General features: G+C 48.3%; 25 protein-coding genes. All 25 read right to left on the bottom strand.

Annotated elements, in window-relative coordinates:
- Positions 1-4: 4 nt before the first annotated feature.
- A complete protein-coding gene (nuoK, locus tag AB4Z29_RS22315; RefSeq protein ID WP_441945196.1) occupies positions 5-307 on the bottom strand; it encodes an NADH-quinone oxidoreductase subunit NuoK in 303 nt (100 codons plus the stop codon).
- A 4-nt stretch (positions 308-311) separates the two neighbouring features.
- Positions 312-827, bottom strand: coding sequence for an NADH-quinone oxidoreductase subunit J (locus AB4Z29_RS22320; protein ID WP_441945197.1), 516 nt, complete (start codon positions 825-827; stop codon positions 312-314).
- On the bottom strand, positions 828-1,277 hold the full coding sequence (nuoI, locus tag AB4Z29_RS22325; RefSeq protein WP_441945198.1) for an NADH-quinone oxidoreductase subunit NuoI: 450 nt from the start codon (positions 1,275-1,277) through the stop codon (positions 828-830).
- Between the two features lie 16 nt (positions 1,278-1,293).
- Complete coding sequence (gene nuoH, locus AB4Z29_RS22330; RefSeq protein ID WP_441945199.1) at positions 1,294-2,310, bottom strand: NADH-quinone oxidoreductase subunit NuoH; 1,017 nt, start codon at positions 2,308-2,310, stop codon at positions 1,294-1,296.
- Positions 2,310-3,410: an NADH-quinone oxidoreductase subunit D gene (locus AB4Z29_RS22335; RefSeq protein WP_441945200.1), complete on the bottom strand. Its 1,101-nt coding sequence runs from the start codon at positions 3,408-3,410 to the stop codon at positions 2,310-2,312. The genes nuoH and AB4Z29_RS22335 overlap by 1 nt, the downstream gene beginning before the upstream one ends.
- Before the next feature lie 6 nt (positions 3,411-3,416).
- Positions 3,417-4,073 (bottom strand): NADH-quinone oxidoreductase subunit C, encoded by a 657-nt coding sequence (locus AB4Z29_RS22340; protein WP_441945201.1) that lies wholly within the window; start codon positions 4,071-4,073, stop codon positions 3,417-3,419.
- Positions 4,070-4,588 (bottom strand): NuoB/complex I 20 kDa subunit family protein, encoded by a 519-nt coding sequence (locus AB4Z29_RS22345; RefSeq protein WP_169084508.1) that lies wholly within the window; start codon positions 4,586-4,588, stop codon positions 4,070-4,072. Before AB4Z29_RS22345 ends, AB4Z29_RS22340 begins: the two co-directional genes overlap by 4 nt.
- Entirely contained in the window at positions 4,573-4,944 is a 372-nt protein-coding gene (locus AB4Z29_RS22350; protein ID WP_183568270.1) for an NADH-quinone oxidoreductase subunit A, read from the bottom strand. The genes AB4Z29_RS22345 and AB4Z29_RS22350 overlap by 16 nt, the downstream gene beginning before the upstream one ends.
- Positions 4,945-5,042: 98 nt before the next feature.
- A complete protein-coding gene (locus AB4Z29_RS22355) occupies positions 5,043-6,266 on the bottom strand; it encodes a GerAB/ArcD/ProY family transporter (RefSeq protein WP_441945202.1) in 1,224 nt (407 codons plus the stop codon).
- 5 nt (positions 6,267-6,271) lie between these two features.
- Positions 6,272-6,514: a hypothetical protein gene (locus AB4Z29_RS22360; protein ID WP_441945203.1), complete on the bottom strand. Its 243-nt coding sequence runs from the start codon at positions 6,512-6,514 to the stop codon at positions 6,272-6,274.
- A gap of 9 nt (positions 6,515-6,523) precedes the next feature.
- Positions 6,524-7,876 carry a Ger(x)C family spore germination protein gene (locus AB4Z29_RS22365; protein ID WP_441945204.1) on the bottom strand — a complete coding sequence of 451 codons (1,353 nt, stop codon included), beginning with the start codon at positions 7,874-7,876 and terminating at the stop codon, positions 6,524-6,526.
- Positions 7,873-9,486, bottom strand: coding sequence for a spore germination protein (locus AB4Z29_RS22370; RefSeq protein ID WP_441945205.1), 1,614 nt, complete (start codon positions 9,484-9,486; stop codon positions 7,873-7,875). Before AB4Z29_RS22370 ends, AB4Z29_RS22365 begins: the two co-directional genes overlap by 4 nt.
- 176 nt (positions 9,487-9,662) lie before the next feature.
- A complete protein-coding gene (locus tag AB4Z29_RS22375; protein ID WP_441945206.1) occupies positions 9,663-11,885 on the bottom strand; it encodes a methyl-accepting chemotaxis protein in 2,223 nt (740 codons plus the stop codon).
- Positions 11,886-12,141: 256 nt separating this feature from the next.
- The gene (locus tag AB4Z29_RS22380; RefSeq protein WP_183568258.1) at positions 12,142-12,543 is read right to left on the bottom strand and encodes a F0F1 ATP synthase subunit epsilon; all 402 of its coding nucleotides are present in this window, start codon (positions 12,541-12,543) and stop codon (positions 12,142-12,144) included.
- Between the two features lie 21 nt (positions 12,544-12,564).
- A complete protein-coding gene (gene atpD / locus AB4Z29_RS22385) occupies positions 12,565-13,971 on the bottom strand; it encodes a F0F1 ATP synthase subunit beta (RefSeq protein WP_183568255.1) in 1,407 nt (468 codons plus the stop codon).
- 78 nt (positions 13,972-14,049) lie between these two features.
- Entirely contained in the window at positions 14,050-14,910 is an 861-nt protein-coding gene (gene atpG / locus AB4Z29_RS22390) for an ATP synthase F1 subunit gamma (protein WP_183568252.1), read from the bottom strand.
- Positions 14,911-15,019: 109 nt separating this feature from the next.
- Positions 15,020-16,534 (bottom strand): F0F1 ATP synthase subunit alpha, encoded by a 1,515-nt coding sequence (gene atpA, locus AB4Z29_RS22395; RefSeq protein WP_183568249.1) that lies wholly within the window; start codon positions 16,532-16,534, stop codon positions 15,020-15,022.
- Between the two features lie 25 nt (positions 16,535-16,559).
- On the bottom strand, positions 16,560-17,099 hold the full coding sequence (locus AB4Z29_RS22400; RefSeq protein WP_441945207.1) for a F0F1 ATP synthase subunit delta: 540 nt from the start codon (positions 17,097-17,099) through the stop codon (positions 16,560-16,562).
- Positions 17,096-17,578, bottom strand: coding sequence for a F0F1 ATP synthase subunit B (gene atpF / locus AB4Z29_RS22405; protein ID WP_183568243.1), 483 nt, complete (start codon positions 17,576-17,578; stop codon positions 17,096-17,098). Before atpF ends, AB4Z29_RS22400 begins: the two co-directional genes overlap by 4 nt.
- Positions 17,579-17,663: 85 nt before the next feature.
- Entirely contained in the window at positions 17,664-17,879 is a 216-nt protein-coding gene (atpE, locus tag AB4Z29_RS22410) for a F0F1 ATP synthase subunit C (protein ID WP_053373757.1), read from the bottom strand.
- An 86-nt stretch (positions 17,880-17,965) separates the two neighbouring features.
- On the bottom strand, positions 17,966-18,724 hold the full coding sequence (atpB, locus tag AB4Z29_RS22415) for a F0F1 ATP synthase subunit A (protein ID WP_183568240.1): 759 nt from the start codon (positions 18,722-18,724) through the stop codon (positions 17,966-17,968).
- A 9-nt stretch (positions 18,725-18,733) separates the two neighbouring features.
- On the bottom strand, positions 18,734-19,114 hold the full coding sequence (locus AB4Z29_RS22420; protein WP_441945208.1) for an ATP synthase subunit I: 381 nt from the start codon (positions 19,112-19,114) through the stop codon (positions 18,734-18,736).
- Entirely contained in the window at positions 19,107-19,340 is a 234-nt protein-coding gene (locus AB4Z29_RS22425; protein ID WP_183568234.1) for an AtpZ/AtpI family protein, read from the bottom strand. The genes AB4Z29_RS22420 and AB4Z29_RS22425 overlap by 8 nt, the downstream gene beginning before the upstream one ends.
- 190 nt (positions 19,341-19,530) lie before the next feature.
- Entirely contained in the window at positions 19,531-20,679 is a 1,149-nt protein-coding gene (gene wecB, locus AB4Z29_RS22430) for a non-hydrolyzing UDP-N-acetylglucosamine 2-epimerase (protein WP_441945209.1), read from the bottom strand.
- Positions 20,680-20,717: 38 nt separating this feature from the next.
- The gene (upp, locus tag AB4Z29_RS22435; RefSeq protein ID WP_183568231.1) at positions 20,718-21,347 is read right to left on the bottom strand and encodes a uracil phosphoribosyltransferase; all 630 of its coding nucleotides are present in this window, start codon (positions 21,345-21,347) and stop codon (positions 20,718-20,720) included.
- Positions 21,348-21,482 lie beyond the last annotated feature (135 nt).

Genomic DNA, 21,482 nt, shown 5'->3' on the forward strand with positions numbered 1-21,482 from the left:
TGCGCTACCTCCTCATTTTGTCAAATTCGTCGACATTAACCGTTCCACGCATGCGGAACAATGCAATTAGTATGGCAACGCCAATAGCCGCTTCGGCTGCTGCAACTGTAATCGTGAACAACGAGAATATTTGCCCCGTCAAGGAAGGGACAACGCCATACTTCGAGAAGGCAACTAAATTCAAGTTCACTGCGTTTAGCATAAGCTCGAGCGAGAGAAGGACCACCACAGCGTTTCGCTTTACTAAAGCCCCATAAAGCCCAATACAAAATAAAATCGCCGCCATTGTTAAATAGGAGGGTAGCATGCTTTCAATCCGCCTCCTTTTTGGCTATTACGATCGCCCCAATGAATGCAACCGTCAAGAGCACCGATAGAAGCTCGAAAGGGATAACATAACCTGTATATAATAGCTCCCCAATTGCCATCGTATTGTCTTCGCTTTGCTGAAACGCTGCCGGCTCAGGAAATGTAGTCGTACGTATCGCATAAAACAAAACGCCGAATAGGCTGAGCGCGGCAATCGCCGCTAGCGTTTGATGAATCGGCTTTGCAGGCTCAGTCTCGCCTGCATGGTGCTTCGTCATCATGATGCCGAATATCATGAGGATCGACACTGCCCCTGCATAAATCAGCACCTGCACGAAGGCAACGAATTCCGCTTCGAGCAGCACGAACATTCCCGCGAGCCCCAGAAAAACCGCTGCCATAGATATAACCATATGGACAATCTTATCCAAGCTGATCATCAGCACGGCTCCGCAAATCATGATCGCCGAGAAAACGAAAAAAGCAGCAAATTCGCCCGTGAAAGCTATGTTGAACAACTATTTCGCGCCCCCTTTGGCCGGCGCTCCTATGTTGTTGTTATCCTGCCGGGTAAGCGTATTGTTGTCGGTGAGCCATTGCGCATCCTTAAACAAGTCATCGCGGCTGAATGTCGCCAGCTCAAAGTGGTTGGACATGACAATGGCTTCTGTCGGACAAACCTCTGTGCAAAGATCGCATAAAATGCAAATCTCAAAATTAATATCGAACGTATCGATGACCTTGCCTTTTTTGTCAGGATCGGGATTCGGCTTGCCTGTCAGCGTGATGCAGTCCGTTGGGCAAATACGTGCGCATTGATTGCATACGATGCATAGCTCCGGTATAAAATGCTGGATCCCGCGAAAGCGATCCGGCATGACAAACGGCATGTCAGGATAGGAAGTGGTCACTTTTGGAGCCGTCATCGATTTGAGCGTTACGCCCAGTCCTTGCAGCATTCCTTTCATTTCCTTCTCCCCTTTGCTAGTTCTTAATAAACAATTCCAAATAAATGGCCGTCAGGAATACATTGAGCAGGGATATAGGCAGCAGTACCTTCCAGCCAAGCCCCATCAGCTGATCTACGCGAATTCTCGGCAGCGTGGCACGAATCCAGAACAGAAAAAACACGATAAACGCAAACTTGAGCAGAAACCAAATGATGCCCGGCACAAAATCAAGGAAAGGAGCAGGCGCATGCCAGCCGCCTAGGAATAGTACAGTGGTTAACGCCGCAATCGCATACACGTATACATACTCGGAAAGCATGAAAAACGCGAAGCGAAAACCGCTGTATTCAACATGATAGCCTGCCACGAGCTCCGACTCCGCTTCAGGCAGATCGAATGGTGTTCGATTCAGCTCCGATACCGCTGCAATGATAAAGATAATGAAGCCGATAATCTGAGGAATGAAATTCCAATCCCAGAACCAGCCTCCGCTTTGCGCCGCTACGATATCACGGAGATTCAAGCTGCCGCTCAGCAGAATAACGCCAACAACCGAAATGACTAGCGGTACTTCATAGCTTATCATTTGCGCCGCCGAACGCATACCCCCAAGAAGCGCATACTTGTTATTGGATGCCCAGCCGCCGAGCACGATTGCCAGTGTTGAAATGCCTGACAACGCGACGTAGTAGAGCAGCCCCACATTCAAGTCCGCGAAGTATAGATTTTGCGTATAGGGCAGTACCGCAAGCACGGAAAAGGCGGGGATGTAAGCCAGTACAGGCGCAAGAATGAACAGTGCGCGGTCAGCTTTGCGCGGAATGGTATCTTCCTTAATGAGCAGCTTAAAGATATCCGCAACTGTCTGCAGCATTCCGAACGGCCCAACGCGATTGGGACCGATTCGCAGCTGCATCCAGCCGATTACTTTTCGCTCGAAATAAATGGCATAGGTGACAAACCCCAGAACGATGAACAGGAACACGAGTGCCCACAGGAACAGTACGAGCGTACTTCCCCATGTTAGCGGCTGGTTAAGCCAAGACTGCATCAGCAATCGACCTCCCCGACGACAATATCAATGCCGCCTAATATCGTAATGAGGTTCGTCATGGTCTCTCCTACAAGCAGCTTCGGCAATATTTGCAAATTCACGAAGGATGGCCGCCTGAATTTGAGCCGGTATGGCTCTGCTTTGCCTTTGGAAACGATATGGCATCCGATTTCGCCGCGCGGCGACTCGATTCTCACATATACCTCGCCGGCAGGCGGACGAATCACGCGGGGAACCTTCCCCATCGTATCCCCGCCTTCTGGGAATTGCTCCATAGCCTGCTTTAGAATACGCAGGCTCTGACGTATCTCCTCCAGACGTATACGGTAACGGTCATGGCAGTCGCCTGTTTTGCCGAGCGGCACGTCAAACTCGAATTTGGAGTAGAGGCTGTACGGCTCAGCCTTGCGAATGTCGAAATCAACGCCGGTACAACGTAAATTAGCACCTGTAAGTCCATAATCTATAGCGGTCTTGGCATCATATGCCCCGACTCCTTTGATACGGGCAAGAAAAATTTCGTTCCCGCTAACAAGCTTGTCGTACTCTTGGAGCTTATTCTCCATGTACGGAATAAAGGCGCGCACTTTATCCAGCCAGCCTGGAGGCGCATCCCACTTGACCCCGCCGACTCTCATATAGTTATATGTGAGCCTAGCACCGCATAGCTCATTGAATAGATCAATAATCATTTCCCGATCGCGGAAGGCATATAGAAACGGGCTCATTGCTCCGATATCAAGCAAATAAGTCCCCCACCATACCAAATGGCTTGCTACGCGTTGAAGCTCCATGACGACTAGCCTAAGATATTCCGCGCGCTGAGGCACTTCGAGTCCCATCATCGTCTCAACCGCGTGCACGAGCACATAATTATTCGTCATGGCGGAGACGTAATCCATTCGGTCCGTATAAGGGATAATTTGCGTAAAATTCAGGTTTTCAGCAATCTTCTCAGTACCCCGGTGCAAATAACCCATTACGGGTGTCGCCTCCGTAATGACTTCACCGTCAAGCTTGACGATAATACGGAATACCCCATGCGTGCTTGGATGCTGGGGTCCTACGTTTAGAAGCAGTTCTTCTGTTCGGATCAAGGCTGCCTACACCTCCGGGTCTATCGGTTCGTAATCTTTGCGCAGCGGATGCCCTACCCAATCGTCAGGCATCATGATCCGCCGCATATCCGGATGTCCTGGGAAATCGATCCCAAGCAGATCATAGATTTCACGCTCGTTCCAATTAGCCGTTGCCCATACCGGCGTCGCGGAGAACACGGCTGCCCCTTCCCGTTCAGTCTTGATTTTGACCGCTGCCTCTCGCTTGGTGCCAAGAGAAAACAGATGATAGACGACCTCCATATGCGTCTCATAGTCGACTCCTGATACATTGCGCAGGTAATTGAACTGCAGCTCGTCATGTTCCTTCAACAGCCTCGATACTTCACGCCAATAGCTATTATTTATGATTAAGACAGGCATATCGCCGTTCAATTCATTCAAATACGCATCCTCAACCGCGGATTCCGCAACCTCGCTCTTTAACAAGGCAGCCAGTCTATCCAACTCCGGCTGCCTTGGAGAAGGCGGCTTTGGCACTTCTGGCGCCGCTTCCCCAGCCTCTGCTTCCGCCTTTTCCTTCGCGGCTGCTCTTGCTGCGCGAGCTTCGGCTGCAGCCTTCAGCTTCGCTTCCCGCTCCGCATCGACAGGAGTCTCGCGGACGACGGGCTTTTCCCCGTCCTTGCCTTGCTCCTCGCTCATCGTCCGGTCACCCGCTTCCCGGTTTTCGCCTCGTATCGGATCTTTTCCTGAAGCTTATTGATTCCGTAAATCAGCGCAGCAGGGTTCGGCGGGCAGCCCGGTATATACACGTCCACCGGAACGATTTGATCAACGCCCTTAATGACCGAATAGGATTTAATATAGGGACCGCCGGCTGTCGCGCAGGAGCCCATCGCAATTACCCATTTAGGCTCAGGCATTTGATCGTACAATCTTCTGAGCAGAGGGCCCATTTTTTTAGTCACCGTGCCTGCCACAATCATGACGTCCGACTGCCTTGGAGAAGTGCGGAACATGACGCCGAAACGATCCAAATCGTAATGCGACGCGCCCGTCCCCATCATTTCAATTGCGCAGCAAGCCAGCCCGAAGGTTAGAGGCCATAGTGAATTGCTTCTTGCCCATGCTTTCAGCTGCTCCAAGGTTCCCATGAATACATTGCGTTCCAGTTCTTTGCGTTCCTCTATTGAAATTGACTCTAAACTGAATTCCATTTCAGCACCTTCTTTTTCCAGGCATATAGAAGACCAATCAGCAGCATTCCCGCAAAAATCAACATTTCGACTAGCACAAATAAGCCGAGCTTATTATATGCAACGGCCCACGGGTATAAGAAAACGGTTTCCACATCAAAGATGACAAACATTAGAGCGAATAAGTAATAGCGGATGTTGAAACGGACCTGTCCTTCACCTACAGGCTCATTGCCGCTTTCATAGGTGGTTTGCTTGAGCGCATTCGGCTTATTCGGTCGAAGCAGCCTGCCCACAGTCAATGCAACAACTGGCAGCAAGATGCCAAGCACGATAAAAACAGCCACGACGACATAGTTATTGGCGTAGTTTTCCACTCAATCGCCTCCGTCAATTCGTTAGGTACGGACCGTTGCCGCTTGGTCAATTTTCCTCACAATTATAACAAATGCTTCCACTGTCGTCTATGACGGAGTTATGCCTTCACTGGCTCCTGATCGGGTGTCCCAATCTGCTCAGTTGTCATATCGGACTGCTGAACACCCTGGGATTTCTCCGGTTTTATTTCCTGGAAGCCTCCGGCACTGCTGTCCCTTTTCTTCCTCATCATCGCTATCATAAGAAGCAATAAGGGCAGTAGAAAGCCATGAAAGAGACTGTATATCGTCCACACTCCCATGGCAAAAACTCTGGAATGCGCGACGTTGCGATAGGCAATTAAGGAGAGCGGAACGATTATAAACGCATACGGAACGATCAGTGTACGATAGGTAGATAAATTCAGCATTTGAGCCGTAAGCACCGCCAATACATATACGCATAACGCGAGCTTCATAAACACGGTTCCGATCCAGACCATGGCAACCAATATCTCGACGCGCACCAATATTTCTTCGATATTAATATTTTTGGCCATATCGTACACAGCAAACGGACTTCTGCTCGTCTCAGATACTCCCATTACCCCAACCAGAAACACTGTAATTAAAACGCTCAATAGCGTGATTAGCAAAGCTGATATTTTCAACGATTTTCTTAGCTTTTTACGGTCCTGCTGCCGTACTAAGGGAAGGATAGCCGTTATGAACACAAACTCGCCGATCGGAAAGCCTAATATCGGATATACCCCTTTAAGCGGTCTTAGGATACCATCATATAAAAAGGGCTCGAAATTACGGAAATCGAATTGATTAAACAGCGAGAAAATGATGATGATGATGACCAGCATTCCCCAGCCGAACAAAATCTCCCCTGTTCGTGCGATCGTCTCAATACCAAGGAACACGCCATAAATAACGACAAGCATGAACGTACTATCGATGAACCACTCCGGCGTCAACGGCAATACGGACAGACTCATAAAGTCCGAGATGTTGCGGAGCACCAGTGCGCTTAATAGGAGAAAAAATAGAATATAGATCAACGTAAGCGCCTTTCCGCTCCATTTCCCGACAATTTTTTCGGCATACTGCGCAAGAGACATGTTCGGAAAACGGTCGGCCAATGCCAGATATACAATCAATATGAAATAATTAAACGGGCCTGCCATCAACATTGAAAGCCATCCGTCTTGCTTGGCAATTGCCGTAACGGCCGATGGCAATATTAACGCGGCACTGCCCAGAGCAAACAAGATCAATATTTTCGCTGCTTGCCCTGATGTAATTTCCGCATTGTTGATTCCTGCAAATTTACTCATACGCGTTACATTCCTTCCTCAATCCATGCTAAGATCGGTTTATAGATGGGTGCAAGTATAGCCGAGATCCAATCAGTCGGATTGGGGATAGGCATATTCATCAGTACAGCCAAGCTAAACAAAGCGCCAATGGCTAATATAAGCAAAGACCAGCCTCTTTCGCGATAACGTCCATTTTCCCCATTATGCCTCCAGATAATAACGCCAGTAGCAATGGAGAACAATATCAGAATGATTGGCCCCAACATGCTGATCACTCACTTCACAATAGATTCTCCACGAATTCCTGAGCCAAGTATGATCGTATTGCACTCGATTTCACTTTTCACAGAAGGAAATTGGGCTTCCCAATCTTTTCCCATTCGTTTCCAGATGCCTGGCTCCTGCAAATAGATTTCCTTTCCCCACCCAAGCGCATCAATACGAAGCTTCTTCTGCAGCCTGTTGATTGTCTCCTCTATTTCATCCTTCACGGCAAGACTCGTCATCATGCCAATCTCATTCAAAACCTTCTCATCGCCCACATCGACATTCGGGCACATAATTTCTTGGATGCTTCCCGTTATCCGGACGCTCACCTTGATAATAGGAAGCCCTTCTTCATTGCGTTTGACCTTATATTTGATTGCTGAATCCTGCACCTCAACGATCAGCTTACCCTCGGATTCCGGACAGGACAGCTTAACTACTGTGCTTTTTATTTTGTGATGAAGCCATGACAGCCCTCTTGACTCCTTAGGCTTTAAATAATCAACCAATTTACCTTCGCGAAACACAGCCATCGTCGACAGCACAGGAATCGCAGCAGCCGGGATGCTATTCACATTCTCATTCGAATGGCCTAATGCTTTATCTCCCTCAATCCGAATGGATGGAAGAACAGCTTGTTGTTTTCCTTCACCTCTCATTCTCGTCAACTGCTTGACCTTCACACCGAAATTGGTGCCATATGCAGCCTGGTTAACTTGAATAATTTCATGGATTTGGTTAATGGGGATCGGTTCCAGCTGGGTCGTCAATTGCAGCAGCTGTTCCGCTTTCATTCCCCGGGTAATGATAACGGATATATCGGTGCGGATATCTGGATTTCGTTCGATCAGGTCCACTAACGGAAATATCCCCTTTCTCGCCATTGATTCCCCGATAACAAGCATCTGTGTATGCGAGAAAAAGAGCCTTCTCGATGTTTTTGCCGTCATTTTTCGAATGGCTTCAAATATCGTATCTCCCGTTTCGGTAAAGCTGGTTACTGCCGTACCTCCTAACCCGCCCTTGCTTTCAGCAGCGACGTTTTGGGGGAGAACCACCTGCACGGTCAACTGCAGCTTCTGCTTACCGCTCGGATCATCATCTACCCCTAGCGCGAGCACCACACCCAGCTTGTCCAAGTACCGCAGGTCCCAGCAGCCGCTTAACACAATGAGCATACACGCAGTCCACACAAGAAAACCTTTACGCCACAAGAAGAGACGGCATCGCCGTCCTCTGCAAGAGGAGGGTGTCCGTTTCTCGTAGAAATAGAAGAATATCTTAACGCGTGTAACATATACATTCTTATATTTTAATAAACGCGGTTTGTTCTGACGCTTGCGATCTTGTATGCGGCTCATTGTTCTGGCTCCTTTCTAAGCTCCGGTTCAATGTCCTGCCTTACTATATTCTGATTGCCCAAATTCTGCGGCCGTTCTCGCATCAGCCACAATGGCGCACGGACTAGCGTATCCTTCACATCTCTAAGATAGAATGGAGCAAAAGGTTTAATATACGGCATTCCGAACGATCTAATATTGCTTAAATGCAAAATAATCATCAGCACAACAATGCCTATACCATAAAAACCTAATGTGGATGCTGCAAGCAGGAGAATAAACCTCAATAGTCGCGCTGCAATACCCAAGCTATAGGTAGGCGAAACGAAGCTGGCAATCGCGGTGAAAGAAACGACGATAACGACTGCAGGCGAAACGATGCCCGCCTCCACCACGGATTGGCCGATAACTAAACCGCCTACAATAGAGATCGTGTTCCCCGCGGCGCTAGGCATTCGAACGACCGCTTCTCGCAGGATTTCAAATACAAATTCCATTATAAAAGCTTCTAGATACGCCGGAAATGGTACGCCTTCCCTTTGTGCAGCCAGCTTCAACAGCAGCTGTGTCGGAATCATTTCCTGATGATAGCCTACGATAGCCACATAAATGGATGGCATTAACAGCGCAATCAAAAACGATACAAATCGCAGCATTCTTAAAAAGGTCGCAATATCAAATCGTTGATAATAATCCTCGGATGCTTGAAAGAACATATTTAATATTGCCGGTATAACAAGAACAAACGGTGTGCCATCGACTAGAATCGCAATTCTGCCCTCAAGCAAGTTTCCGGCAACCGCATCTGGGCGCTCATTGCTTAATATGGTTGGGAACGGTGACCATTTCTGATCCGCAATTAATTCTTCGATATATCCAGACTCCAAAATACCGTCGATTCGGATAGATTCCAGCCGCTCACGCAAATCTTTCAGTACATTCTCGTCAGCTAGCCCTTTCACGTACATAATGCTAACCGGCGTTTGCGAAATTTCCCCGATTGTCCACTGCTCCATCCACAGCTTTGGGCTCCGTATTCTCCTCCTAATCAAGGACGTATTCGTCCGGATAGATTCCGTAAATCCCTCCCTTGGGCCTCGAATCGCCATCTCGGTTTTGGGTTCCTCAATGCCTCTTCTAGCTCCACCAATGACATTAGCACCAACAGCCTGATCCGAGCCCTCGACGAATAAAATGCCGTAGCCCATGAACAGCTTCTGGAATAAAAGCTTCCAATCGCAAATATCCACTACAATGCCAGTGGATAAAATGTTAGCCTTGATCACTGCCAGCAGCTCTTTAGGCTCTACCCGCTCATCGAGCGGAAATCGCTCTCTGTGCAAAGGCTGAATGATGAATTCTTCCATTCGTTCATCGTCAACCATACCCTGCACATACACAATAAGTGCTTTTGTTTGGCTTCGATCCACAAGTGTCAGCTCACGGAAAATAATATCTTGGCTTTCTCCCAGCTCCGTTTTAATGCTCTCCATATTATCCGATAGCGATAGCGAGAGAGGCTTGTTCTCATAAGGATCAAGCTGCTCCTTCTCATGCTTCTCTGCACGAGGCGAGCTTTTCATCGCCTTTTTCCCTGCTTTGCTTTTGCCTTGTGAGCCTGGTCCGAACATATGCCCCTCTCCTTCCAGTCATTCATAGCATGCCGTCTTAGGATAACTATTCCATGGCATAATTATGTATCGGGCATTTTTAAATCCTTTACGCGCATCCCATTATCTGACTGCACGCCAAAAAGCTGCATACACCCGTATCTAAACGGCTGCATGCAGCTTTCCTTGATTCCAAACTATCGAATTCTTGATTCCGTCAGTTTAAATTGACCGACCAGTTGCTGTAGGAGTGTCGTAATCGACTCCACACTTTGCGAGGTTTGCCGAACGTTTGTCATTTCGCAAATAAGCTCCTGCACCTTGCTCTCCACATCGGAGGAGACTTTGCGATTTTCTCTGCTGACGAGCGCGATCTTCTCCATCAACTGGACTACCTCATCAACGACTTGCGATTTCCGCAAATCCTCAGCGTGCGCATTCGACAATGTATTCGCGGCTGCGGCAACGAGCTGATTGCCTTCCTCGACCACTCTTGTCCCCTCATCCATAGAAGCATAGGCCTGCTTGGCCTCATCATAAATATGGCGGGTAATGACATGTACTTCTTCCGTCGATTTCTTGGTCATATCGGCAAGCTTGCGGATTTCCGAAGCCACCACAGCAAAGCCTCGTCCTTGCTCGCCAACTCTTGCAGCTTCAATGGAAGCGTTGAGTGCCAACAGATTCGTCTGCGCCGATATTTCTTCGATAACGTGCAGCACGCCTTGAATCTCCTGGACGGTATCCATAAACTTATGAATCGTATGGTTCGACTCCCCCACCTTGAGAGAGATATGTTGCATCTTCTCCCCGATACGATCAACCTCGGATTTTGCAACGGCTATCTGCTCTGCAGCTTGTTCTTCGAGCTGGTTCAACGTTGTACGCATATCGCCTGCCGCATCCTTAGCCATATCGATATCCTTAAGCTGCAGCCTGATACTGCCGATCATGTCCGTTACCTTCCCGCTCACACGTTCGGTTGACGCCGATGTCACTGCTGCTGATTCATTCAGCACATGCTGACTGGATAAAACGTCTGAGGAAGCAAGCTTAACTTGCAGCATAATGCCTTCTAACGAGTCGATCATATTATTGATCCATTTCGCTAACTCCTTCGACTCGTCATTATCGAATTCATTCAGCGTCAGCCGCTGCGTCAAGTCGCCTTTTCCTTCTGCATTGATGCGGATAAAACGATTGATTCGGCGCAAATGCGTTACGACTCGCTCTGATTCTTTCTTCTGGAACACTCCGCTGTAGATTAAACCGAATAGAAGATTAAAGACGCCTGCTGCTGTTGCCGTCACCCATACGGGAGCGCTTGCTGCAATAAATACAATTAACAGCGCTGTCATTATGCTCAAGCTCGCAATCGAGATAAGCTGAAGCTTTCTTTGTCTCCAACCGACGCTTCGGATCCGGTAGACCTCTTCCAAATCGCCTTCGCACATCATTCCCCATTGATCCGGACAATATGGAAGCTGAAAAGTCACGCCTTTGCCAATAACAGAGATATGCCTATAGTCTGAATAACCCGGAAACTCCACAAATAGATTATTGCCGTTGCGAATGGTATTCGCTACCCCGGGATGCAGTTGTCCGGTTGCAGGATCGGTAAATACAATTTCGAGCTCGGTGTGTTCTTTAATGGAGACCACACCCCATTCAGTCGTTACTCCGTCCTTCAGGTTTTCTCCGTGGGTAAAGGTACGATCCTCAAATCGGCTCCGCGAAAGAGCAGTACCCGGTGCAATCTGCGTATTCAAACCAGCCTTCGCCATAAATAAGTAGTTATCACCGGAATCGGGATACACATGCCCAGATTCCCTTTGAATCAAATCTCCCAGCACATCATTGGGAACGCGTCCGCATAAGGTACCTGCAACTTTTCCATTCCATGCAATTGGCACCATAAACAGTAATGTCATTTTGTCATGAAACGAAGACGAACGCGCACCCAGCTTTAATGTGATCGGATCACTGAAAGGTCCGAACAAGCATTTCCGCGGACTGCTGGTTTCTTTGGTATAGGCAAGCCCTTGCTGCAGATGGCTTTCTAACGGATAGGCAGTACCGATATGAGCCTTATAGGTCGAACTGACTACCGTCTGATTTTCATCTAGGAAGAATAACTCAGTGAAGTCAATCGCTCTAGCATATGTTCGGTCAAATAATCTTTCTATTTGTGACTGTACAGTAGATGTAGTAGATTGCTCGGATTGACTGAGCACCGCTGTCATTTGCTCGCTTAATCGGTCTAAATGCGTCCAATAGTCGGCCGCCCATGTGGTGAGCAGCTCTTTTCGCGTCTCAGCAATACCTTCAAAGCTATGCTCGACGTCCGTTTTCAGCTGTTTGTTCAATTGCCAAGATACCCAGAGCGGAAATCCTACCTTCATCCCTAACCAGTCAAACATATGACTCTCCCCCTGCTTGCTCTATCATTTCTAATGTTAACTATATTAACATATATTATAGGGAAATTCATACAAAATATTAGCGTTTTTGTCGAAATAACTGTTTTTCTTGGATATATAACATCAATTCCACTTGCAAACACGAATATTAGATAAAATCTAACATCAAATTCGGCTTATACGAGACTTCCTTCCCGAACTAAAAAAGCATCATCCACGCCCGTGAGGGTGTGAATGATGCTTTAGTCTTACACGTCTATTTATGCTTAATGTTCAGACGGTTCATTGCACGCTGCAAAGCAAGCTCCGCACGACGGAAATCAACCTGATCCTGTTTAGCAGAAAGACGCTGCTGGGCACGCTGTTTAGCGGCTTCAGCACGTTCAATGTTAATATCGGTCGCAAGCTCTGCGCTCTCAGCAAGAATAACGATCTTATCCCTGCGTACCTCGATAAAGCCTCCGTTAACCGCTATTACATCAACCTTATTGTTATCACGTTTGATAGTAACAGGAGCGATACGAAGCGGCGTTACTAGTGGAATGTGGTTTGGCAGTATGCCAAGCTCGCCTTCAACACCAGTTACGCTAACCATATTCGCCGTCTCTGCATACACCTTACGCTCTGGTGTTACGATCTCTACCAAAAAAGAACTCATGTGGATTCCTCCCGCCTTTCGCTATACTAGCGTTTTGGCTTTCTCCACGGCTTCTTCAATCACACCAACATATCGGAAAGCTTCTTCCGGAAGGTCGTCATGTTTGCCCTCGAGAATTTCTTTAAAGCTGCGTACGGATTCTTTAACAGGAACGTATTTACCTTTCGTACCTGTGAACGGCTCCGCAACGTGGAACGGCTGAGATAGGAAAAGCTGAATTTTACGTGCGCGAGACACGGTCAATTTATCTTCCTCGCTAAGCTCATCCATACCAAGGATTGCGATAATATCTTGAAGCTCTTTGTAGCGTTGAAGAATTTTCTTAACGCCTTGAGCGACATTGTAATGCTCTTCGCCCAGAACAGACGGGCTAAGGATACGTGAAGAAGATGCAAGTGGATCAACCGCTGGGAAGATACCCATCTCGGAGATTTTACGCTCCAGGTTTGTCGTTGCGTCCAAGTGGGCAAACGTCGTAGCAGGAGCCGGATCCGTATAGTCATCGGCAGGTACATAGATCGCTTGGATCGAAGTAACCGAACCTTTTTTCGTAGACGTGATACGCTCTTGCAGTTGACCCATTTCAGTTGCCAGCGTTGGCTGGTAACCTACCGCGGAAGGCATACGGCCTAGAAGGGCCGATACCTCGGAGCCTGCTTGCGTGAAACGGAAGATGTTGTCGACGAACAATAGTACGTCTTTTCCTTCTTCATCACGGAAATACTCAGCCATTGTCAAACCAGTCAAAGCAACGCGTTGACGCGCGCCTGGAGGCTCATTCATTTGACCGAATACCATTGCTGTTTTGCTTAGTACGCCGGAATCCTTCATCTCGTGGTAAAGGTCATTACCTTCACGAGTACGCTCACCAACACCTGCGAATACGGAGATACCGCCGTGCTCTTGTGCGATGTTATTGATAAGCTCTTGGATCGTAACCGTTTTACCAACGCCTGCGCCGCCGAAAAGACCGATTTTACCACCTTTTGCGTATGGTGCAAGCAGATCGATTACTTTAATTCCTGTTTCGAGAATTTCCGCTTGCGTGGACAATTCGTCGAAAGCAGGTGCCGGACGGTGAATCGGAAGATTGATGCTTGAAGTCACATCGCCAGCTTCATCGATTGGTTGGCCAAGTACGTTAAATACACGGCCAAGTGTTGGCGCGCCAACGGGAATCGTAATAGCTGCGCCAGTATCAACAGCAATCATACCGCGTACAAGACCGTCTGTCGTACTCATAGCTACGGCACGTACCTTATTGTCACCGAGGTGAACGGCAACTTCAAGCGTCAAGTTAATATCAATGCCGCCTGCTTCGCCCTTTTGCTCGATTTTGACAGCGTTCAAAATTTCCGGCAAATTGCCGCGTTCGAACTCTAAGTCTACGACCGGACCCATGACGGATACAACATGTCCTTTTTTCATGGTTTTCCCTCCTGGTTCCTTCTTGTTACTGCATGCCGGTCAGCTTATCGCAAGCGACTGGCCCATGCAGAGCATATATTAAGATTGGGCGTTTGCCCCTGCAACGATTTCAGAAATTTCCTGCGTAATCGCAGCTTGACGCGCTCTATTGTAAGTGAGCGTCAATTGGTTAATGATTTTCGATGCATTTTTCGTTGCGCTTCCCATGGCTGTCATACGCGCGCCGAACTCACTCGCTTTGCCGTCAAGAACTGCGCTGTAAATGAGCGTTTCCGCGTATTTAGGCAGCAGCACTTCAAGCACGCCTTCCGGTGATGGCTCGTACTCATATGATGTTACAGCAGTGTTCCCGCCCACTTCTTCAAGCGGCAGCAAACGAACGGCTGTCGGGATTTGCGTAATTGCATTGACGAATTCGTTGTAGTAGAGGTATAGCTCATCGTAAGAGCCCTCTGAGAAGTTCTTCACTGCGGAATAAGCCACCGACTTAATATCAGCGAAAGTCGGAGCGTCCGGCAAGCCGATAACTTCCTCAACGATCGGCATGTTGCGACGGCGGAAATAATCACGGCCTTTCCGTCCAATCACGAACAGCACGTATTCATCGCTTGATTTATGGTTCTCACGAATGGTTTGCGTTACTTTACGAAGAATATTCGCATTGTAACCGCCTGCTAGACCACGATCCGACGTAATTACGAGATAACCCGTTTTCTTTACCGGTCGGTTCTCCAGCATCGGATGCTTAACATCCTTGGTGCCGGCAGCGATGCTTGCTACAACTTCCTTAAGCTTCTCAGCATAAGGACGAGCTGCCTGCGCAGCCTCCTGAGCTCTTCTCAGCCTGGAAGCGGCAACCATTTCCATCGCCTTGGTGATCTGCTTCGTGTTTTGTTTACTCTTGATTTCGCGTTTAATATCGCGCATACCTTTTGCCATTTGGTTTCACCCGCCTTTGTTGCTTTGGACCTGCTCCAAAGCCTGGTGTTGGTGGAGTAAGAGCAGCCTTAGCCCGGACTAATGCGAACGGGCATCGGCTATATATTTGTTATGCCGTTACGGCAAAGCTTTTCTTAAATTTATTGAGTGCGTCAACAAGAGCTTTCTCGTTGTCAGCAACGATGTCCTTCGTATCACGGATCGATTGGCCGATTTCAGGGCTGTTTGAATCCAGGTACGCGTGGAACTCTTTCTCGAAGCGAAGGATATCGCCAACTGGAATTTCATCCAAGTGGCCTTTAACCGCGGAGAAGATAGAGATAACTTGCTTCTCAACCGGCATCGGCTTGTTAACGTCTTGTTTGAGGATTTCCATTGTGCGTGCACCGCGGTTAAGACGGGCAAGCGTTGATTTATCAAGGTCGGAACCGAATTGCGAGAACGCTTGAAGCTCACGGTAAGCCGCAAGGTCAAGACGTAGTGTACCGGCAACCTTTTTCATCGCTTTAATTTGAGCGGATCCGCCTACACGGGATACGGAGATACCAACGTTAACCGCTGGACGTTGACCGGAGTAGAATAGATCTGCTTCTAGGAATATTTGACCGTCCGTAATCGAGATTACGTTCGTAGGAATGTAAGCCGATACGTCGGATGCTTGCGTCTCAATGAATGGCAATGCCGTCATGGAACCGCCGCCTCTAGCGTCGCTAAGCTTAGCTGCACGCTCAAGCAAACGGGAGTGCAAGTAGAATACGTCACCTGGGTATGCTTCACGACCCGGTGGACGGCGAAGCAAGAGTGAAAGCTCACGATAAGCTGCTGCTTGTTTCGATAGATCATCATAAATAACGAGAACGTGCTCGCCTTTGTACATGAAGTACTCACCCATTGTGCAGCCCGCGTAAGGAGCTAGGAACAGCAATGGAGCAGGCTCGGAAGCACCAGCTGTTACAACGATTGTGTACTCAAGCGCGCCGTGGCGGCGAAGCGTTTCAACAACGTTAGCAACAGTGGATTGTTTTTGGCCTACAGCAACGTAAATACATTTTACGCCGTTGCCTTTTTGGTTGATGATTGCATCAATTGCAATCGCCGTTTTACCGGTTTGACGGTCACCGATGATAAGCTCACGTTGTCCGCGGCCTACGGGTACCATCGCGTCGATTGCTTTAATTCCCGTTTGCATAGGCTCATGAACCGATTTACGGTCGATAACGCCTGGCGCTGGAGATTCAATCGCGCGGAATTGAGTTGTATTGATTGGTCCTTTGCCGTCAAGCGGCTGACCAAGCGGGTTTACGACGCGGCCAAGCAGCTCATCGCCGACTGGTACTTCCATGATGCGTCCCGTACGTTTTACTTGATCGCCTTCACGGATATCCGTGTATGGTCCAAGGATAACGACACCGACGTTGCTTTCTTCCAAGTTCAAAGCCATACCGACAACACCGTTGGAGAATTCGAGCAATTCGCCCTGCATCGCATTTTCCAAACCGTGTACGCGGGCGATACCGTCACCGACATTGATTACGGTGCCGACGTCTACGACTTGAATTTCGGATTTATATTGTTCGATCTGTTGTTTAATCAGCGTGCTGATTTCATCAGGTCTGATACTCAATTCGTTCACCCCTATCTACAGTGCATTAGATTTTAAACGATTTTTGTAAACGTTCCAGCTTGCCGGACAAGCTTCCGTCATAAAGACGATCGCCAATGCGCACTTGTACGCCTCCGAGCAAGGATGGCTCAACGACTTGCTGCGCAATAATCGTCTTGCCGGTTAATTGTCCGAACTGTGCCGCCACTCCCGCAAGCTCTGCATCAGACAACGCTTGAGCGGAATATACGGTCGCGTGGGCTTGGCCAAGCGCATCGCCTGCGACTTTGGTATATGCTGTATATACCTCAGCAATAGCATCCTGACGACGGCGAGAAATTAAGATTTGCACCGTGTTAAGCACGAGTGCGGATATACGGTCACCGAATGCCGCTTTCAGCACGGCAATCTTTTTTTCCGGATCGATGCTAGGAAGAGAAAGAAATTTTTGAATGTCTGCGTCTTGCTCAAGTGCCTGTACGATCAGCTTAAGCTGCTCTTCCACCTCAGAAACTACCTTCTGATTCTCAGCTACCTCGAACAATGCTTTAGCGTAGCGCTTCGCTACGACCGCATCGCGGCTCATTTATTTCCAACTTCTTTCAAGTATTGACCTACCAATTGCTCTTGCGATTTCTCATCCACTTGCTTCTCAATAATTTTCGACGCGATTTTCACGGAAATGCCGCCAACTTCTGTGCGAAGAGCTGCAATTGCTTTGTTTTTCTCGCTTTCGATATCTTTGAGAGCATCGTCCTTCAGACGGGATGCTTCCGATTTCGCTGTTTGAACGATCTCTTCCGCTTGCTTCGAGCTCGTCGTTCTGGATTGCTCAATAATTTCGTATGCTTCCTTGCGTGCTTGCTGGAGTGCGGCTTTCTGCTCTTCCATCTGCTGCTCAGCTGCCTTACGGCTGCTTTCAGCTGTGTTCATTTGTTCAAGGACAAGCTGTCTGCGCTTCTCCATTACTTCGAACAATGGACCAAAAGCATACTTGCTTAGCAACCAGTACAAAAGACCAAACGCGACCATCGCGATTACTGTCGATTCCCAATGCCATCCCATAGATGCCACTCCTTTCTCACCACAATATTGTCTTAATCATAACGAAGGCGAAGAGGGCTAAGGCCTTCCCCGCCAATTTCAGTTATTATGCTTGGAAGAAAGCCAAGAAACCGATAACTACGCCGATAATAGGCACAACTTCGACGATACCTACACCGATGAACATAGTTGTTTGCAATTTACCTTGAAGTTCAGGCTGACGAGCGATACCTTCAACTGTTTTACTAACGATCATACCGTTACCTACGCCTGCGCCAACTGCGCCCAAACCTACTGCCAAAGCTGCTGCTAATAATTCCATTTTTAAAATCCTCCTCGAAAATTGTTGTTTTTTGTTTGTATAGCCAACCTCAGTACTTAGAAACAAGCCGAGGCATAAAGCGATGATTAATGCTCTTCATCGTGGATAGCCGCCTGCGAGATATACACCATCGTGAGAATCGTGAACAAGAAGGCTTGAATACCGCCGACGAAAAGACTGAATGCTTGCCATGCCGCAAGGAATGGCGTACCATACCAGCCAAGCATCAGGATGGTTGCGATTAGCACCTCACCCGCAAAGATGTTGGCGAACAACCGAAGCGCGAGTGTAACCGGCTTCGAAATCGTCTCAATGATGTTGACCGGGAAGAAAACCGGAAAAGGATGGAAATAATGCTTCAAGTAGTGCTTACGATTCAGCTTCAGACCAAGGAAATGGACGATTACGAAAACGATAAGCGCTAAACCTGCAGTTACTGAAATGTCGGCAGTTGGTGATTTCCACCACGCAAGCTCAACATGTCCGCCTTTTTCATCCAACAGTTCCTGAGTAATACCCAGATTCTCGTGAGCATGGTGGGTTTCAGTAACGATACCGAAAGGCAAGCCTAACAGGTTGGAGATGAAGATGAACATAATGAGCGTCATCCCTAGAGATATAAAGGGCTTGACTCGATTTGCCGGCATTGTGCTTGAAATGAAGTTTTGTACGAAATCGACAACCCATTCCAAAAAGTTCTGCATCTTCGACGGGTTGTCCACCGAAAGATTGCGAACAGCCAGCTTCGCGATCAAGAACGTCACAATGACGGAAACCAAAATTGCTACCGTGGTCGAAATATCAATATTAAACGGCCCCAGTGGCATCACCGGAAATTCATGCATCTAAAATTTTCACCCCTTTCCGCTAAGATGTCGTTTATTGTGGATATATGCTGCTACCAATAGAACAAACGGCATGACCATACAGCCAGCTAAAGCGGCCGGCATGTTCAGATCCTCCGGAAAACGATAGGCGATCATGGCAACCAGCAGCACTGTTGCGATACGGTTTCCAAGACCAAGACCTCTCTTGCGCGGGCCAACCCCTGCTGCTCCTAGGGTGACCATTTCGACTCTGCGTCTCAGTAAAAACGCATTCATGGAACTTGCTGCCAGTCCCACAAGAAGGCCGAGAGACACCGTACGCCATTCCGGAAGGAAAGCCCATACAATTAGGCATACCGCCATTGCATAAACAAGCGTACGTAATGCTGTCTTCATTATTTTATCCATCGGCGTCCTCCATAACCTTCTTAACAAGCAGAATGGCTGAGAGTAGTCCGACAGCCAGACCGACCAGTATGCCACCTAGCGTCCATCCCTTCGGATCGCCAAAGCGGCTCCCGAGCGATGAGCCGATCCAATAGCCTAAAAAGATACATACAGCGACTTGCACTCCGAGTGCGCCGACAAGTCCAGCCGCATACAGCGGATTGTCCCTTCTGCTCTTTTTATTCATGGTTCATACCCCTGTCAATCCTCATTTATTTTATCCAAGCGGCAACATGTTTGTCAATTGAATTAACTACAAACTTTTGGTGAACAGATCGACCAAAACCCTTGATACATATGGTATTGTGACCCCCGAAAACCGTACAGTACTACTGTATGCTGTACATTCGGCGTTCAGCCTTCTGCCCAAGTCGAATCTATGAACGTTGTGTGAACGAATCAGGACGTTCCTTCAGCCTTCCAAAATGATGCAGAATCGCGTCTACAATCCGCTCTGAAGCGTGTCCATCGCCATATGGATTCGCTGACTGACTCATGCGCGCATACAGCTGCGAATCGGTTAACAGCGCCTTTGCACGCCCGTACACGAGCTCTTCATCCGTGCCCACGAGCTCAAGCGTTCCAGCCTCGATGCCTTCTGGACGTTCTGTCGTATCGCGAAGCACAAGGGTTGGAACGCCAAATGATGGAGCCTCCTCCTGCAAACCGCCTGAATCCGTCATTATCATGTGCGCATGCGGATAAAAGTTATGGAATTCAAAAACATCAAGCGGATCAATCAAGCGAATGCGCGGATGATCGCCAAGAATCTCATTGGCTGGCTCGCGAACCGCAGGATTCGGGTGTACCGCATAGACTACCACGACGTCCTCATGCTCGTCTGCAATGCGTTTGACCGCACGGAATATGTTCCGATGAGGCTCGCCCAGCGCTTCCCGGCGATGAGCCGTCATGAGAATCATCCGTTTTCCTTTTGCCCAGTCAATGACAGGATGAGAGAAAGATTCATCCACCGTATACTGGAACACATCGGTAGCGGTATTGCCAGTCACATAAATGGCAGCATCCGATTTGTTTTCCTTGCGCAGGTTGTTCGCCGACCATTCTGTCGGGGCAAAATGCACATCAGCAAGCACGCCGGCAAGCTGCCGATTCATTTCCTCCGGGTATGGAGACAATTTATTCCAAGTGCGAAGCCCCGCTTCAACATGACCGACTTGAATCTGCTTGAGAAACGCTGCATAGCTCGCAAGAAACGTCGTCTGCGTATCGCCATGCACGAGTACGATATCCGGTTTTGCCTGCGTAAGCACGGGATCAAGACCTTCCAGCACGCGAACGGTGGTCTCTGTCAGCGTCTGGCGATCCTTCATGACATTCAAATCATAGTTCGGATGAATTTCAAAAAAATCGAGAACCTGATCCAGCATTTGGCGATGCTGGGCCGTGACGCAGACGATTGATTCGATTTCATCCTCGCGCTTCTGCAGCTCGAGTACAAGCGGAGCCATCTTAACKGCCTCCGGACGTGTTCCGAATATGGTCATTACCTTCAGTTTAGACAAAATCTTTCACTCCTATTATCAATTCATGGCATCTGGAACTAATTTGTTCCAAACATGCGATCCCCGGCATCTCCAAGACCAGGAACAATATAGCCTTTTTCATTGAGATGGTCATCCAGCGCAGCGATATAGATATCAACATCCGGATGTGCTTCCTGCACAGCCTTCACACCTTCTGGTGCAGCAATAAGACACATAAGTTTGATTTGATCGCATTTATGGTTTTTTAGCGAGTTAATCGCCGCAATCGCGGAGCCGCCCGTTGCGAGCATCGGATCGATCACGATGAGCAACCGGTTAGGCGCATCAGTCGGCAGATTAATATAGTATTCCTTCGGCTGCAGCGTCTCGTGGTCGCGGGCGAGACCGATATGGCCTACTTTCGCGGATGGGATTAGCTTCAGTATGCCGTCCACCATGCCGAGTCCGGCACGCAGAATAGGAACGAGTCCCAGCATTCTTCCCGAGACGACCTTGGCATCCGTCTCAGCAACCGGCGTCTGTACTTTGATCGTATCAAGCGGAATTTCTCTCGTAATTTCGTATGACATTAATGTGGCTACTTCATCAACCAATTCCCGAAAATCTTTTGTATTCGTCTCTTTATTCCGAATAAAAGTCAGCTTGTGCTGAATTAACGGATGGTCGCAAATGATTAATTTGCTCATGGAGCGGTATTCCTCCCGTACATTGTTGTTATTGTTCTAGTCGATGTAAGCCCTGACACAATCCCGTATATTATAGCATTGTAAACAAGTCGTTGCATCTTGTGTTTTGCAGACGCGCAAATAGAGGCCGGCGCC

Origin of the sequence: Paenibacillus sp. 2TAB23 (assembly GCF_052115165.1) — a bacterium.
Classification (GTDB): domain Bacteria; phylum Bacillota; class Bacilli; order Paenibacillales; family Paenibacillaceae; genus Pristimantibacillus.